This is a genomic window from Paenibacillus sp. 2RAB27 (assembly GCF_052115445.1).
Classification (GTDB): Bacteria; Bacillota; Bacilli; order Paenibacillales; family NBRC-103111; genus Paenibacillus_E.
Genome location: NZ_JBFRGR010000003.1, coordinates 474574 through 489781, shown reverse-complemented (window position 1 = coordinate 489781; position 15208 = coordinate 474574). Strand labels below are relative to the sequence as shown.

Below are 15208 nucleotides of genomic sequence, written 5' to 3'. Positions count from 1 at the left end.
GATTTTGTCCGTTAGATTGTTTAAACTTCATAAGTAAGAGCGCCTCCTTGATGGTATTGGGTTACGAACCCGTCGACAAATCCATCATACCGAGGCGCTCCTTTTTTGACAAAGGCCATTTCTTAGCCTTAACAGGAATGTTTAACATTCCTGTAGGTGTTAGTAGATTGAACTTGCAGAAAAAAGGACGCCTCGCTAGGATGAGTATGTACTGGGTTGCAGGCCTCAGAACTCACCTCTGGAGGCGTTATTATGAAGTCTAATCCAATTAATTCCCATAATCAACGTGTAGAACGAATCTCCACTACCACTCTGGTCATAGGCATCGACATTGCCAAGGAGAAGCATGCTGCATAAGCCATTAATTTTCGAGGTATTGTCCTCACCAAGCGCCCAATTCTATTTTCGAATGAATCAAGTGCGTCATTAAAAATGGGAAATAAGGGTGCAAGCTCATCGCGGCTCTCCTCATCTAATAATAATGCAAGTATTTAGTGGGAGCACATATGCGACTTGAAAAGACATCAATAATATAAGTGAAATTAAAAAACTTGGTACCAAATCGGCAACCAAGCTTGTGCATTTTTTATTTCATTAAATTTTAGAGAGCACAACAGAAGTAATCATTCCAGCAACAGGAATCCATAAGAGATATGATTTTAAAAGTTTTACTAACCGGCTGTGCTGTGCATTTACCATTTTTTTATGGTCGTGATTCATTTGTAAGTCGGTTGCTGCACCTGTCGCATTCCAAGTGTTGAAATAGTTACTCCCAGAGGAAAATAGCAGGACGGTAATTACCAAAAAAATTAATGAACCCATAAATAAATAATCCGAAGTTTGTTGTAGCATATCTTATCACCCTCCTCTTCGATGTTCTAATTTAATTATACAACAATAATAAATTCCATTCTATTATTTTACTTTTTTGGAATGAATTTCGTTAGTTATTTTAGTAACGATTGAATTAAACTGCCCGATAGTTGAGTAATGGCAATCGATTCATTGGCCAACAAAAATCTGTCGGGAATGAGATCAAGTTCTTGTCATTTGCTCGTGACTAGCACTTGATCCCATAAATAAAATAAACGGCTACGCCGTCCTCTAAGGACAGCGTAGCCGTTTATGGAGAAATTTAGCTGTTTTGAGTCAGTTACCTCCATTTAGATAGAAACTTTGGACCAGCTCTACTAATATCTTTTTCGATATCGGAAAATTTCTCGAAATTGCGAGTGAACCGTTCAGCCAAATCCAAAGCGGCCTTCTCATACGCCTCTTGATCCTCCCAAGTATGACGGGGAACAAGAACTTTGCTTGGAACCCCTTCTACGAAATCGGGACAGAGCACACCAAAGATCGGATCAGCAGTAAACATCGCTTGCTCGATACTTCCATTCAAAGCAGCAGTTATCATCGCACGAGTGAAAGTTAAATTCATCCGATTACCTACACCATAGGGACCTCCAGACCATCCCGTGTTAACCAAATATACTTTAACTTGGTGATTCTCGATTTTATCTCCCAATAGCCTTGCGTACACAGTTGGATGGAGCGGAAGAAAAGGCGCCCCAAAGCAAGTGGAAAATGTCGCCTCCGGTTCCGTTACTCCTCTTTCGGTACCTGCTAGCTTCGACGTATACCCTGACAAAAAGTGATACATCGCCTGTTCCTTCGTTAGTTTGGAAATAGGAGGCAGCACCCCGAAAGCATCAGCTGTTAAGAAAATAATGACGTTCGGATGACCCGCCTTCCCTGGGATGACTGCACCAGGAATGACCTCGATTGGATAAGCGGCACGCGTATTTTCGGTTATCTGAGTATCGTTATAATCTGCCCTGCCTGTCCCTGGGTCCAGTACGACATTTTCTAAAACCGTACCATAACGAATAGCCTGCCAAATTTGCGGTTCCTTTTCTTCGGATAGGTTGGCACACTTGGCATAGCATCCGCCTTCGAAGTTATAGACCCCTTGATCGGTCCAGCCATGCTCATCGTCCCCAATCAACCGGCGGTTTGGATCGGCAGAAAGCGTCGTTTTCCCTGTACCGGATAACCCAAAGAATAAAGCCACATCGCCTTTCTCGCCCACATTTGCTGAACAATGCATCGGAAGAACGCCGCGGAAAGGGAGCAAATAATTCAAAACGCTAAAAATCGATTTTTTCATCTCTCCCGCATACTTGGTCCCTCCTATGAGAACCAATTTCTTTTCAAAGGAAAGGCAGATAAATGTTTCAGAATGCGTACCGTCTACCTCTGGATCAGCTTTTAGGCCTGGCAGTGCGATCACGGTGAACTCCGCATGATGGGTAAGCAGTTCTTCCTCTGTCGGACGAACAAAAAGCTGCCGGACAAATAAATTATGCCAAGCATATTCATTCACGATGCGAATGGGTAATTGATTCTCTGAATCCGCCCCGGCATAGCCGTCGAATACGAACAAATCCTTATCTGCCATATAGTCTTGCGCTCTTTGGTAGAGCCGCTCGAACTGAAACTGTGAGATAGGTTGATTCACAGCCCCCCAATCTATGTGATCCATGACAGAAGGCTCCTCCACAATGAACTTGTCTTTGGGAGAACGTCCGGTATATTTCCCTGTGTAAACTTGCAAGGCTCCTGTGGAAGCAAGAACCCCTTCCTTCCGTTCCAATGCTGTTTCGACTAGCTCGGATACGGACAAATTATTAGATGTTATACCTATTTTCAACTGCGGCAGCTTGTCATCCATATTTATCAATTCCCTTCGTTGTGTTATCCAATCATTGCGGCTATAGGCCTAGAGTGGTTAGTTCTTTATCGATTTCATATCCTTTTAGTTCTTGCCCAATAACTCCGTTCCTGCGATACCCGGGTTCGTCATTTCATAAGGATCAAGAATGATTTGGAGCTCTTCTTCCGTTAAGACATTATATAGGAGGCATAGCTCTCGAACCGGACGGCCGGTCAGAATCGCTTCACGCGCGATCCTTGCTACGACTTCATAGCCCAGATGCGGGTTGAGCGCGGTAATGACCCCAACACTTTTCTCCACATACTCTTTGCAGCGCTCTACGTTTGCTTCGATTTCTTCCAAACAATGTACACGGAAAACTTTGAAGGCTTGATTCATCATACTGAGCGATTGAAGCAAATTGAACACGAGAACAGGCTCCATCACATTAAGCTCGAGCTGCCCCGCTTCAGAAGCAAGACAAATCGTATGGTCATTCCCGATGACCTGGAACGCTACCTGATTGACGACCTCAGCCATGACTGGATTGACCTTGCCTGGCATGATGGACGAACCAGGTTGCCTTGCAGGCAGATTCAGCTCCCCGAGCCCAGCACGCGGTCCGGAGGCGAGTAATCGTAAGTCGTTGGCAATCTTAGACATGTTGATCATGCAAACTTTCAATGCGGCTGACACCTCGGTATAGGCATCTGTATTTTGAGTTGCGTCCACTAGGTGATCTGCATTAGTAAGGGGCAGCCCGCTGAGTTCAGCGAGCAATTCCACAACCCGCTTAATGTAGCGGGGATCGGCATTCAGGCCGGTTCCGACGGCTGTTGCACCCATGTTGACTTCATATAGATGGCCGCGAGTTTGTTTTATTCGCTTAATATCTCGTTCGAGGACTCTGCTGTAGGCCTCAAATTCCTGTCCGAGTCGGATCGGCACGCCATCTTGGAGATGTGTCCGCCCCATTTTGATAACCCCGTCGAATTGTACGGCTTTTTTACGAAATGCTGTGAGCATCTCCTCCATCGTCACTAGCAGCTTTTCAATCAAAGAAAGTGTTGCAATATGAATCGCCGTCGGGAAAGCATCGTTGGTCGATTGGGCCATATTCACATGCGAATTGGGACTAACTTTGAAATAATCGCCTTTGATTCCCCCGAGAATCTCGATAGCCCGGTTGGCGATGACCTCATTGGTGTTCATGTTGATAGACGTTCCTGCTCCGCCTTGTATCGGATCGACAATAAATTGATCATGCCATTTACCGTCCATAATTTCCTGTGCCGCTTGCACAACCGCTTGCCCAATCTGTGGATTCAACTGCCTAATTTCCATGTTTGCTGCAGCGGCCGCATGTTTAACGGTTGCCATCGCAACTATCAATTCTTCATGTATGCGGTAGCCTGTAATCGGAAAATTTTCTACTGCACGCAATGTTTGAATGCCGTAATAGGCGCTGAGCGGAACTTCTTTAGATCCAAGAAAGTCTTTTTCTACTCTTTGCTGGGCTGTTGTCATTGTCGTTTCCCCCTTGTTATTTTCTTACGCAGCCTTTTTGACGGACTCTAAATAGTTCTTGCCTTTGTTCTTGTCGTACTGGCCTTCCCATTTAGCCATGACCACCGCGGCCATTGAATTACCAATGACATTGACTACTGTCCGGGCCATATCMAGAATACGATCGATACCTGCGATAAAAGCAAGACCTTCAAGCGGAATCCCAACAGATCCGAGTGTGGCAAGGAGGACGACGAACGAAGCGCCTGGCACACCAGCAATTCCCTTTGAAGTGAGCATCAAGACAAGCATCAACATGATTTGAGAGCTAATCGACATATGGATCCCATACATTTGTGCAATAAATAATGCCGCTATCGCTTGATATAATGTGGACCCGTCCAAATTAAACGAATATCCAATCGGGATAACAAATGATGTAATTGCTTTCGGTACGCCGAAATTCTCCATTTTTTCCATCATCTTAGGAAGTGCCGTTTCGGAGCTTGCTGTAGAGTAAGCCAGAATGAGTTCATCTTTTAATATGCGAATAATTGCAATAAGACTGGTACCGCAAAGCTTAGCAATTAAACCAAGCACGAGAACTACAAACAGGATCATGCCGATATACACGGCAAACACTAATTTCCCCAGTGGAATCAAAGAGCCGACACCGAATTTGGATACGGTTACACCAATCAAACCAAAAACACCGATTGGCGCAAATTTCATAATTTGGTTCGTCACCCAGAACATCGCTTCGGCAACACCCTGGAAAAAAGATAACACCGGTTTTCCTTTATCGCCAATCGCGGCAACGCCCAAACCAAACAATACAGAGAAGAAAATAATGGCCAGCATATCTCCGGCTACTAATGATTCGAAGATGTTTTTCGGAACGACATTGACAAATGTGTCAGCGAAGCTGTGACTAGTCACCTGTTTGGTCGCTTCAACATATTTCGTAATATCTGACTTAGCTAGACCAGCCATATTGATTCCGGCTCCAGGGTGAAAGATATTCGCTATGACCAAGCCGAAAATAATAGCAACCGTCGTCACGATTTCAAAATAAAGAAGCGTTTTCCCACCAATTCTTCCAAGCTTTTTAATATCTCCCACTCCCGCTACTCCGAMAATTAGAGAAGAAACGACGATAGGTACGACAATCATTTTAATCAAACGAATGAAAATATCTCCCGCGGGTTTCAAATAACTTTCAATGCTCGGGTTACCATAGAAAATGGCCCCGACAATAATCCCTAATAGAAGGCCAAGCAAGATTTGAAAAGCCAAACCAAATTTTTTCATAATTACTCCCCTTTTCCGAAAAATGTAAAGCGCTTTCTTTTATTCGTAAATTTATAATGTCTTGAATGAGTTTATTGTACGGGGAACCTACAGCAAACTATATAAATCTACATGTTGAGCAAAAATTCTTTGGTCCATCCTTTATCGAATTATTCATCTTGTTTTTGGAATAATGAAAAGAGGGAGTATCTACACCATGGAGGAATAATACAAATGATGTCGAAAATCTGTTAAGTTGTGAAGAAAGGAGACTGAAAAACCGCTTTGAAAGAAAAATGGCTTCTTGTAACACTGATGGTTATTTCGGTTCCGATCATGGGCGAATTGAATTTTTACCCGTTCCATACTGATTTTCGGGTAAGTTTGGGGACCCCCGCCTTTTTTCTATTCCTACTCTGGCTCCGTTCTCCCTCACCGCTTATCTCCGGATTACTTGTCGGCAGTTCGGTTACAATCTTTCGCATGGGACTTATGTTGGCAATGGAACCACATTGGAACTGGGGAGCTGCTTTTCAGCATCATTATCCGGTATTCTTTTACTATTTGACCTATGCTATTACCTTCGCGGCAGTTCGAATGAATCGTCGTCATAACCGACCACTTCTGGTTGGAGCACTTGGGGTGGCGTGTGAACTCGCCGCGACGTCGGTGGAACTTTTGCTGCGTTATTCGGCAACAGAACAACCGACCACCTTCGCAACCTGGAATCAAATTATTCTCATAGCTTTTTTCCGGAGTTTTTTCGTTCTCGGTTTTTTCAATTTGGTTAAATTGAGACAGTCGAAAGCGGCCGAAGAACAGAAACGTAAAGAAAACGAGAAGATGCTCATGGTTATAACTGAGCTTTACGAGGAAACCATTCAATTGAAGAAAACGATGCACAACGCAGAAAATATCGCCCGTGACAGCTACGAGCTGTATCAATTGTTACAAGATGCGCAGCATGTTTTTCCTGAAGATCTAGCTCAGAAAGCTCTCCGGATCGCCGGTGAAGTTCATGAAATCAAAAAGGACAATCAACGGATATATGCAGGTCTATCCAGTCTGATATCGCACGATAGCGAATATATGCCGATGGAAGAACTGGCCGATATCGTCCTGCGCTCCAATCAGAAATATGCCCAGTCACTTGGCAAAAAGATCGATTTCACAATGCAATCCGAGGGTATCTTTCCTTTGTGCCATGTGTACACCACTTTGTCTTTGTTCAATAACTTGGTTGCCAATGCCGTTGAAGCGTTGGAGGAACAGGGTATTATCCGAATAGGGGTTAAACGTAACAAGGACGTGATCGTTTTCCGTGTCGCAGATAATGGTCCGGGAATAAAGCCAAAGTATCGGGAGAAAATCTTTATGCCCGGCTTTACTACCAAATTCGATAAGGCAGGCAATCCCTCGACGGGTATCGGTTTAGTATATGTGAAGCAGGAAACAGAGCGTTTACTTGGAAACGTCCAAATTCAAGACAACAGCGAGGGCGCAGGCACTGTTTTCACCATCATATTGCCGATTAGCCAAATAGGAAAGGAAGTGTAGCGCAATGCGTTATTTTATTATCGATGACGATCCGGCTATCCGTTCCATGCTTGAACAAATTATCGAAGATGAGGATTTAGGAAGTATTGTAGGCGAAGCTCCTGACGGGGCTGATGTTGATAATACTTTGCTCGAACTCAAGCAAGTAGATATCGTGCTTATTGATTTACTTATGCCCGTTCGCGATGGCATTGAGACCGTTCGTAAGCTATCCGGCGGCTTCGAAGGGAAAATCATTATGATTTCTCAAATAGAGTCGAAAGAAATGATAGTCAAGGCATATGCCTGCGGAATTGAATATTATATCACTAAGCCTTTAAACCGTTTGGAAGTTATCGCCGTTATTCGCAAGGTTTCTGATTTGCTTCGCATGCACCAATCCCTTCGAAATATCCAAAAATCGCTCAGTGCTGTCGGCTTTAGTGGCGCATTAACGGGGAAAGAGCCGTCTTCTAACGATAAGAACATCACAACATGCGGTAACTACATGTTATCTGACCTAGGACTTATTGGAGAAGCAGGCAGCAAAGACTTGCTGGAAATGCTCGATTATTTGTACCGTTATGAGTCTAATCATCCACAGGAGCAGGGCTTTCCTCAGCTTCATGACATCTACCATCAAATCGCCTTGAAAAAACTAGGCCACTCCGCTTCCAACACCGACTTGAAAAAAGAGATCAAAGCGGCCGAACAACGGGTGAGGCGAGCGGTAAACCAAGCACTAACCCACTTAGCATCCCTAGGATTAATTGATTATTCGAATCCTAAGTTCGAGCAGTACTCTACAAAGTTTTTTGACTTGAGTGATATCCGCAAAAAAATGAGAGCACTAGAAAATGAGGAATCTCCAGCGCTCAGTTTGATCCGGCAGAACACAAAAAAGTTTATTCAGGTCCTTTATTTAGAATCAAGAAAATTAATGAGCTGATGAAATTGGACGCCAAAGGGTCAGAATGGAGAACTCAGCAATCGCGGTGCGAGCCCAATTGATAGACAGGATACCCTCCACTTCCCGGCAGGGTACCCTTTTCAAACCAATTATACCTTTTGTTCTTCCTTCGCCGCCTCGTTACCCACATCGTTTTGTTTCGTTGCCATGCATATTCTCCCCGAAGTCCCACGCTCGATATATCCACCTTGATTGAACTCAGTATCTGGTTTGGTAGACAGCGGATCCCCAGCTCATGCAAGGATTGCCTTGAAGTGAAAGAACATCTTATACATGAGCACATCCCCTGAAAAGAATTTGATCCTAGTATGATTGATCTCAATGTTGTCTAGTCTTCCTTTAAATGGGTTGAAGCACATTGTGCAACAGCCGAATAAAAAGATAATAAAAAAACATGCAGCATTTTCTCCATTAGGAGATCGCTGCATGTTTCTGTTGCCTTTTATCCTTGAGTATCCATCTAATTTTTTATCGATGATTTCAATTTTGTCAATTTCCGGATCATGTCCCCTTCATCTCCTTTTCTTGTCTATTTTATAAAGTAGTGAACATTTGTCTTCCATATTTTAGACGTTGTATCCTCTTGCAATTTCTTATAAAATGATCTACCGTTGGTCAAAATATAAAATCACCAATATTTGCATGGAATAGGGGGTATTCATCCTGATTCATATCGAAAATTTACAAAAAGTATATGAGGATATTCCGGGACGTATACCGGCCATCCAGCGGATCCAATTACATATCGATCGCGGAGAAATATTCGGCATTATCGGACATTCCGGTGCAGGGAAGAGTACATTGCTGCGTTGTGTAAATCTACTGGAAAGACCATCCTCTGGCAGCATTCGTATAGATGGTGAAGAAATGACAAAGTTGGATTCTCGCCAGCTGCAAACGAAACGACGCAAAATCGGGATGATATTCCAACATTTCAATCTCCTCTCTTCATCGACCGTTGCTGAAAATATTGCCTTTCCTCTGAAATTGGCTGGGATAGGGCAAGTAGCGATTCAGTCCCGAATTATTGAGCTTCTCGATTTAGTCGGTTTGCAGGAACACTCACATAAGTATCCAAGCCAGCTCTCAGGTGGACAGAAGCAGCGTGTCGGCATTGCAAGAGCCTTGGCCAATCAACCGGATATTCTACTCTGTGATGAAGCGACATCAGCGCTCGATCCTCAGACAACGAATGCCATTCTTGCACTGCTGCTTGATATCAATCGAAAGCTTGGTATCACGATTCTTCTCATCACACATGAGATGCAGGTTATTCGTGCGATCTGCGACCGTGTTGCTGTTATGGAGAAAGGTTTGATCGTAGAAACCGGGAAAGTGCTTGATGTATTCCTGAAGCCTAAGCATGCAGTTACGAAGGAGTTCGTAGGACAAGTTTCGGATTTCGCACAACATTCAGATCAGGATCAGATGGAGAGTCAGGGAGAAAAGCACGGAACGGTAATCCGGATTACCTACATCGGTGCCAAAACATACGAGCCTATCTTATTCGAAACTGTCAAGTCGACGAATGTTTCCTTTGCCATCCTTCAGGGTACTATTTCTTCCATGAAAAGTGTCCCTTATGGTCAATTGGTTGTGGAATTGACAGGCGGACACCAAGAAGAAATCGATTCAGTAATTGCCAAACTTGAGCAAGAAGGAATCGACGTGGAGGTGCTCAACGCATGGATATGACCTGGAACATTAACTGGTCCGAAATTACGAAAGCAACTGGCGATACACTCGTAATGCTCGGATGGTCGCTCTTATTCACAGTTATCATCGGTATGGCACTGGGCATCATATTATTTCTTACCTCCAAAGGGCAGCTACTGGAAAATCTGCCGCTTTATGGAGTGCTCTCGCTGATCGTAAACATTCTTCGTTCTGTTCCTTTCGTGATTCTGATGATTTCGGTTTTTCCGATCACAAAGGCCATCGTGCATACAACCATCGGCGTGCAGGGCGCGATCCCGCCTCTCGTTATCGCAGCCGCGCCGTTTCTCGCGCGGCTGGTTGAAACCGCGCTGCGCGAGATCGACAGCGGCGTCATTGAAGCCGCGCAGTCCATGGGCGCTACGCCGTGGCAAATCGTCTGGCGCGTCCTGATGCCGGAAGCGCGCCCGGGTCTGATTTCAGCCGTTACCGTGACGGCTGTTGCCCTGCTCTCCTACTCGGCCATGTCAGGTGTCGTAGGTGGCGGCGGGCTTGGGGATCTCTCACTTCGCTACGGCTACATGCGGTTCCGTACCGATATCATGATCGTGACCGTCGTCATTCTCGTTCTATTCGTTCAGCTCCTGCAAATGATAGGAGACCGTTTGGTAGCCAAATTTAACCGCAAATAAAACACATTAATATGGAGGTAATTTTATCATGAAGAAACTTTCATTATCTTTAATGGCTCTATTCGTTGTGCTTGCACTTGCAGCATGCGGACAGAAAGCCACTGAAACGCCTGCAAGTTCAGCCCCAGCGGCATCTACTGCTCCAGCGGCTGCAAAAGAAGTTACACTTAAAGTCGGTGCATCTTCAGTCCCTCATGCCGAAATTTTGAATAGTGTGAAAGAGAAATTGAAAGCACAAGGCGTTAATCTTGAAGTTATTGAGTTCAACGATTATGTTCAACCAAACGTACAAGTGTTTGAAAAACAATTGGACGCTAACTTTTTCCAACATCAGCCTTACCTAGATCAATATAACCTTGATAAAAAGCAAAACCTCGTGAAAGTAGTTGGCGTGCACATCGAACCGTTCGGCGCTTACTCCCAAAAGGTGAAGTCAGCAACAGAATTGAAAGATGGCGCTTCAGTCGCTATTCCTAACGATCCTTCTAATGCCGGCCGTGCGCTTTCACTGATGGAGAAAAACGGGTTGATTAAACTGAAGGACGGCGTTGGCATCAAAGGTACGGTTAAAGATATCGTAGAAAACAAAATGAAAATTCAGATCAAAGAATTAGACCCTGCGATGCTGCCACGTACAATCGGTGAGTTTGATTTGGCTCTGATCAATACGAACTACGCACTTCAAGCGAATCTAAATCCGGCGAAAGATGCTTTATTCATCGAGGACAAAAATTCACCTTACGTGAACATCGTCGTTTCCCGTCCTGACAATAAGGATTCCGAAGCGATGCAAAAGCTTACTAAGGAATTGAACTCCGCTGACACGAAAAAATTCATTGAAGATAAATACAAAGGCGCAATCGTGCCTGCGTTCTAAGCAACCTTTCGATCCAAATATAAAGCTGTTCCTTATGGTCTTAAAAGCCTAAGGAACAGCTTTTTTTGTTAGTTTTTTATGCTTAAAGAATGTTTTTTGACCAAGGATTTTATGAAAGAGAAAGTAGTCGCTGCCACGTGGCAGCGACTCTGCTATTAAACTATAGTTTTCCTTAGCGTAATCCTGACCTGTCATCTTTGGTACGGTTCACCGCAAATGTATCTAAACACAAAGTACAAATTGACCATAAGATAAACTGTCAATTTAACTCTGCTATTATTCGATGCAATATCTTTTTGCTATCTTCGTCTTTTGGTCTAGGCTTCCTACCAATTTGTTCGTATACCTCTTTTTCTTCCAAAAGTTGTCTTGGGCTTAAGACAAGAGCCGTTATGCCCTTCAACATAAGACTTTGTAGTAACAAGGAATCAGAACGCCATACCCACTCGGGTAAGCCATTCATAATAAGACTTCCATCATTGGTACTGGTTATATAGCCAAAAGTAATGTCTACGTCATCCTTACGGAAATCGGACTGCCTACCACGAAACTGCTCATTCACAGGTGTCTGTTCAAAGCCAGCTTCGGCAAGAGCCTGTTCTAACTGCTCTCGGTTCTGTATCCATGTTATCAAGTCTATATCGTCATGTGGACGGGTGACCTTACCAAGTAAAAAATCGATTGCCCACCCGCCACGTAACCAGAACTTACATTCGATCGATGCACATATTGCACTGATTTCGTTTAACACCTGTAATTGTGACTCTGTTTGAGTTCCGAAATGTGGATTTATCAGGTCGCTCACAAAAACACCTCGATTTTAATTGGCAGGGATTTCATAATTTACGAACATCACAAAATAACCATTTTTGTAAACAGATGCTTCTGTTATTGCCTTCTTATTTTAAGAAGTGAAAAAACTGATAAGACAAGTCCAATAACTAAAAACCATATCCATCCATCGTAAGAAATCATTAGAGCAAGTTCCCATGTGTTTGATGGTCCTGAATTGGGTCCATCGCTGTATGGAAATGCAAAGACAGACGGTAATGCTCCCATAACAATCAGAGCCGTTCCAATAATAAAAAAGAAAAAGTATGAAAATCTTCTCATAACCATCTCCAATACCCTCCAAACTAATGTTTACCGCAAAAACGCATCCCATCATTTAGTTCTAGAAATAAGACGAAGGGAACGAGTGAAAAGTTTCCATTTTATAACTTTTCTGCTATCCTGCCCGATAGTTGAACAGGCTACCGATAAATTCGGTAGCCTGTTGTCATGGAGCTATAGTGTCCCGTTAGTTGAGTGAATGAGTCACGCATTGTCTCCTTCGTGAATCATCAGAGATTTAAGCCCAATTTTATTTAAGTAGACCAACCGTAATTCAATTTCATCCTTCACCTGGCTAGAAACCTTCAACTCATGCACGTCGAGTGAATGGGGTAAACCTCGAATAAACAGCAACAATTCCTGTATCGGCAATCTTAGAGTATCTACAATCGATTGACCTTGTATCGTTGTAGCTATTAATTCAGGTGCCATCTTGCTTCCGTTACATCCGGCGCATTGGACTTGCTTGGAGAAGAAACGGATCACCCTAAGGTTCCCCTTACTCTTCGTTCCCGCATCTCGCATATATCGCAAATCGGCAACGCATCCGCGGTAGAAACTTGTCGCTTGTTTCTTTTTGTAAACATAGGAAACAGGGTCATTCTTGTAACCGTAAAGTAAAATATCCATAAATCGCCTATCCTGCTCGGCAAGCGGCTTTTCATAGTCAATCCCGATCATCTTGGCCAATGCTTTGATTTTGAACACCGGCGCACAAATCGTACCTGCCCAAAGAAGCACGGCACCATGTTTTAGGGATAGTTCGGATGCGATCATTCGGGCGGGATCAATATCAATCACGGTTTCGGTTCCATTACATGAAGTACAAATCCCGTATGGACTGTTCGCGGAAAAATTCTGAGAAGTCCATGACCCACTGCTGTCTCTACACTTCCCAATCAGTGCATAAAGCAATCTAAGATATTCCGACACAGCTGTTATTGTACCGACTAGGCTGCCTGCTCTTTTTTCGTTAAACTTTTCTTGGGGGAGTAATAGACTTTCCAAATTTATAACCCCTTCCGTTATGCATCTAAGATAAATACAATAGGTAATAATTTCCCAAAAAATTAAAGAAAACCTTTTTTGATATCCTGTCAGTTAGCGGAGAAGGCCGCCGATCATTGCTGTCGGCAGCCTTCTCCTGATGTTTATTGAGCTATCGTCTTCCGTTAGTGTAACTCAATCGTCTTATATTCCTTCCAATCTGAGAGGAAACAAAGAAATTTATTGCTTATATCTAACATGCCATGATGAGTTCTCCAAGATCCTCCACCATTAAAAAGATCAATTAACGGTTTGAATAGATCATTAAATTGAATTGCAATTGGATCTCCTTCATCTGCTAATGAACTCCAAATAACATGATTCACGCATAACGCTTGAGTTACTCCATTTGGTGCTTTAATGAGATTGGGACATAACTCAAAAACCTTATCATAATCAATCTTACTTTCCTTATTGATCAATTTAACTGGATCGATATATGGGTATTTTGATTCCACCGAAAGAAAATCAAGAAAAAGAGACAATCGCTTGAAAAACTCCTTGACAAAAAAAACGTCTATTTTACACTCTTCTTCGGTTCTTTCATGATTATTCATCCAATTAATGGTGTTTATATTTTCAATTGCTTGATTTAAGAAAAGACTCTTCATTTTACTCTTCTCCTCTTTTTTGCAATCGATTTTTAGTAATTGAATAGAAATCTTACTCAATACATTCGCTATCAATAAGTTATTACCTTTTTTTGTAACTATTCTGCCCGTTTGTTGAATGAACAGGGCTATTTAAATTTTTCAGACATTATTTTATTGCAATGTACAGATCTATCTCCGACTCCTCATTGTCACCACCTAAAAAACGCTCACTGTATAATTCAAAACTATCCTTTTCATCAAGCTCGTAGCCTGACTTTGGCAGCCATGTTGTGTAAATATAATCAAACACATTACCCATCGTCTGAAGTTTGCCTTTATGGGTAACTACAACATAGATGGCGGCGGATACAGTCTTAGCGACCATTCCTTCAGGTATTTCCTCAATGCAGTGGACAGGAACACAAGCCCAATAATTAGACCACTCATCAACATAATTGTCACTGTACTCACTAATCCCGTACGTATCGTGCACGTTCGAACGGTGTTTCACCTCATGAATCCGTTCTAGAAATTGTGCCCATAACCCTGGTATTTTGTTTTCTGACATTCTTGTTTCCACTTTCATCCCAACCACTTTAAAAGCTGCCTTTTCAACGATTCTGATCTCCATCGGCATACCTCCATATAGATGTTTAAGCCTTTCTGCAGAGATAATTGGTTCCTCTTTATTCTGAAGCCGTTTGCCTACTTTTCTGTACCCACCCGGATTTACGTCGAACATTTTTCGAAACGCACGTGAAAAAGAAGCCTGAGATTCGAACTGATACTTTACCGCTACATCGAGAATGGAATACTTTGTCCTTAACAAATCATAAGAAGCTTGCGTAAGCCTGCGTCTCCTTACGTATTCTGCTAACGATTGACCGACCCATGTCTGGAAAATCCGATGAAAATGATACTGCGAAAAACCTGCCACTTCTGCTGCCTCTGCTAACGTAATCTCATCAGTCAACTTATTCTCCAAATAGGCGACTACTTGCCGGATCTGAGTAAAATAATCCATTAAATGTTTTCCTTTCTCGTATATCCCTGATATATCTAAGCAGATTATATACAAAAATCAATCGCATTTTTTGATTTTTTTTGCGAAAAATTCAGTTACCAAAAACTATCCCTTCAACTAAAAAAGGGTCCTCTGACTGCGTGGCAGCCGATGATCCCTTTCAACTACAGTTCACCGTTAGCGTAACAAAC

The 15208-nt window shown here is 43.0% G+C and carries 14 protein-coding genes; 5 read left to right on the top strand and 9 right to left on the bottom strand.

The annotated features are described in order from the left end of the window. Positions 1–594: 594 nt before the first annotated feature. The 4 genes from AB4114_RS07265 to AB4114_RS07250 form a co-directional block, all read right to left on the bottom strand. Positions 595–852 (bottom strand): hypothetical protein, encoded by a 258-nt coding sequence (locus tag AB4114_RS07265; protein WP_441987831.1) that lies wholly within the window; start codon positions 850–852, stop codon positions 595–597. Positions 853–1153: 301 nt separating this feature from the next. Next, positions 1154–2731 (bottom strand): phosphoenolpyruvate carboxykinase (ATP), encoded by a 1578-nt coding sequence (gene pckA / locus AB4114_RS07260; protein ID WP_441987830.1) that lies wholly within the window; start codon positions 2729–2731, stop codon positions 1154–1156. An 84-nt stretch (positions 2732–2815) separates the two neighbouring features. After that, complete coding sequence (gene aspA, locus AB4114_RS07255; protein WP_441987829.1) at positions 2816–4240, bottom strand: aspartate ammonia-lyase; 1425 nt, start codon at positions 4238–4240, stop codon at positions 2816–2818. Positions 4241–4264: 24 nt separating this feature from the next. Beyond that, positions 4265–5530: a cation:dicarboxylate symporter family transporter gene (locus tag AB4114_RS07250; RefSeq protein ID WP_441987828.1), complete on the bottom strand. Its 1266-nt coding sequence runs from the start codon at positions 5528–5530 to the stop codon at positions 4265–4267. Between the two features lie 264 nt (positions 5531–5794). On the opposite strand from AB4114_RS07250, the gene AB4114_RS07245 reads away from it, so the two are divergent. From AB4114_RS07245 to AB4114_RS07225, 5 genes are all read left to right on the top strand, one after another. Beyond that, on the top strand, positions 5795–7066 hold the full coding sequence (locus AB4114_RS07245; RefSeq protein WP_441987827.1) for an ATP-binding protein: 1272 nt from the start codon (positions 5795–5797) through the stop codon (positions 7064–7066). A gap of 4 nt (positions 7067–7070) precedes the next feature. Beyond that, positions 7071–7994 (top strand): response regulator, encoded by a 924-nt coding sequence (locus tag AB4114_RS07240; RefSeq protein WP_441987826.1) that lies wholly within the window; start codon positions 7071–7073, stop codon positions 7992–7994. A 684-nt stretch (positions 7995–8678) separates the two neighbouring features. Beyond that, complete coding sequence (locus AB4114_RS07235; protein WP_441987850.1) at positions 8679–9710, top strand: methionine ABC transporter ATP-binding protein; 1032 nt, start codon at positions 8679–8681, stop codon at positions 9708–9710. Continuing rightward, positions 9701–10363, top strand: a complete 663-nt coding sequence (locus tag AB4114_RS07230; protein ID WP_441987825.1) for a methionine ABC transporter permease — start codon at positions 9701–9703, stop codon at positions 10361–10363. Before AB4114_RS07235 ends, AB4114_RS07230 begins: the two co-directional genes overlap by 10 nt. Before the next feature lie 28 nt (positions 10364–10391). Continuing rightward, the gene (locus AB4114_RS07225; protein ID WP_441987824.1) at positions 10392–11240 is read left to right on the top strand and encodes a MetQ/NlpA family ABC transporter substrate-binding protein; all 849 of its coding nucleotides are present in this window, start codon (positions 10392–10394) and stop codon (positions 11238–11240) included. 259 nt (positions 11241–11499) lie between these two features. Here the strand turns inward: AB4114_RS07225 and AB4114_RS07220 are convergent, their stop codons facing one another. The 5 genes from AB4114_RS07220 to AB4114_RS07200 form a co-directional block, all read right to left on the bottom strand. Beyond that, positions 11500–12045, bottom strand: coding sequence for a nucleotidyltransferase domain-containing protein (locus tag AB4114_RS07220; RefSeq protein WP_441987823.1), 546 nt, complete (start codon positions 12043–12045; stop codon positions 11500–11502). Positions 12046–12128: 83 nt separating this feature from the next. Next, positions 12129–12359 carry a hypothetical protein gene (locus AB4114_RS07215; RefSeq protein ID WP_441987822.1) on the bottom strand — a complete coding sequence of 77 codons (231 nt, stop codon included), beginning with the start codon at positions 12357–12359 and terminating at the stop codon, positions 12129–12131. A gap of 198 nt (positions 12360–12557) precedes the next feature. Beyond that, complete coding sequence (locus tag AB4114_RS07210; RefSeq protein ID WP_441987821.1) at positions 12558–13361, bottom strand: hypothetical protein; 804 nt, start codon at positions 13359–13361, stop codon at positions 12558–12560. 164 nt (positions 13362–13525) lie between these two features. Further along, positions 13526–14011 (bottom strand): hypothetical protein, encoded by a 486-nt coding sequence (locus tag AB4114_RS07205; protein ID WP_441987820.1) that lies wholly within the window; start codon positions 14009–14011, stop codon positions 13526–13528. Positions 14012–14159: 148 nt separating this feature from the next. Then, on the bottom strand, positions 14160–15017 hold the full coding sequence (locus tag AB4114_RS07200) for an AraC family transcriptional regulator (RefSeq protein ID WP_441987819.1): 858 nt from the start codon (positions 15015–15017) through the stop codon (positions 14160–14162). Between the last annotated feature and the right edge of the window lie 191 nt (positions 15018–15208).

Coding starts and splice junctions, on each gene's coding strand:
- AB4114_RS07265 (WP_441987831.1), bottom strand. CDS start 852: ATGCTACAACAAACTTCGGATTATTTATTTATGGGTTCATTAATTTTT.
- pckA (WP_441987830.1), bottom strand. CDS start 2,731: ATGGATGACAAGCTGCCGCAGTTGAAAATAGGTATAACATCTAATAAT.
- aspA (WP_441987829.1), bottom strand. CDS start 4,240: ATGACAACAGCCCAGCAAAGAGTAGAAAAAGACTTTCTTGGATCTAAA.
- AB4114_RS07240 (WP_441987826.1), top strand. CDS start 7,071: ATGCGTTATTTTATTATCGATGACGATCCGGCTATCCGTTCCATGCTT.
- AB4114_RS07230 (WP_441987825.1), top strand. CDS start 9,701: ATGGATATGACCTGGAACATTAACTGGTCCGAAATTACGAAAGCAACT.
- AB4114_RS07225 (WP_441987824.1), top strand. CDS start 10,392: ATGAAGAAACTTTCATTATCTTTAATGGCTCTATTCGTTGTGCTTGCA.
- AB4114_RS07215 (WP_441987822.1), bottom strand. CDS start 12,359: ATGGTTATGAGAAGATTTTCATACTTTTTCTTTTTTATTATTGGAACG.
- AB4114_RS07205 (WP_441987820.1), bottom strand. CDS start 14,011: ATGAAGAGTCTTTTCTTAAATCAAGCAATTGAAAATATAAACACCATT.
- AB4114_RS07200 (WP_441987819.1), bottom strand. CDS start 15,017: ATGGATTATTTTACTCAGATCCGGCAAGTAGTCGCCTATTTGGAGAAT.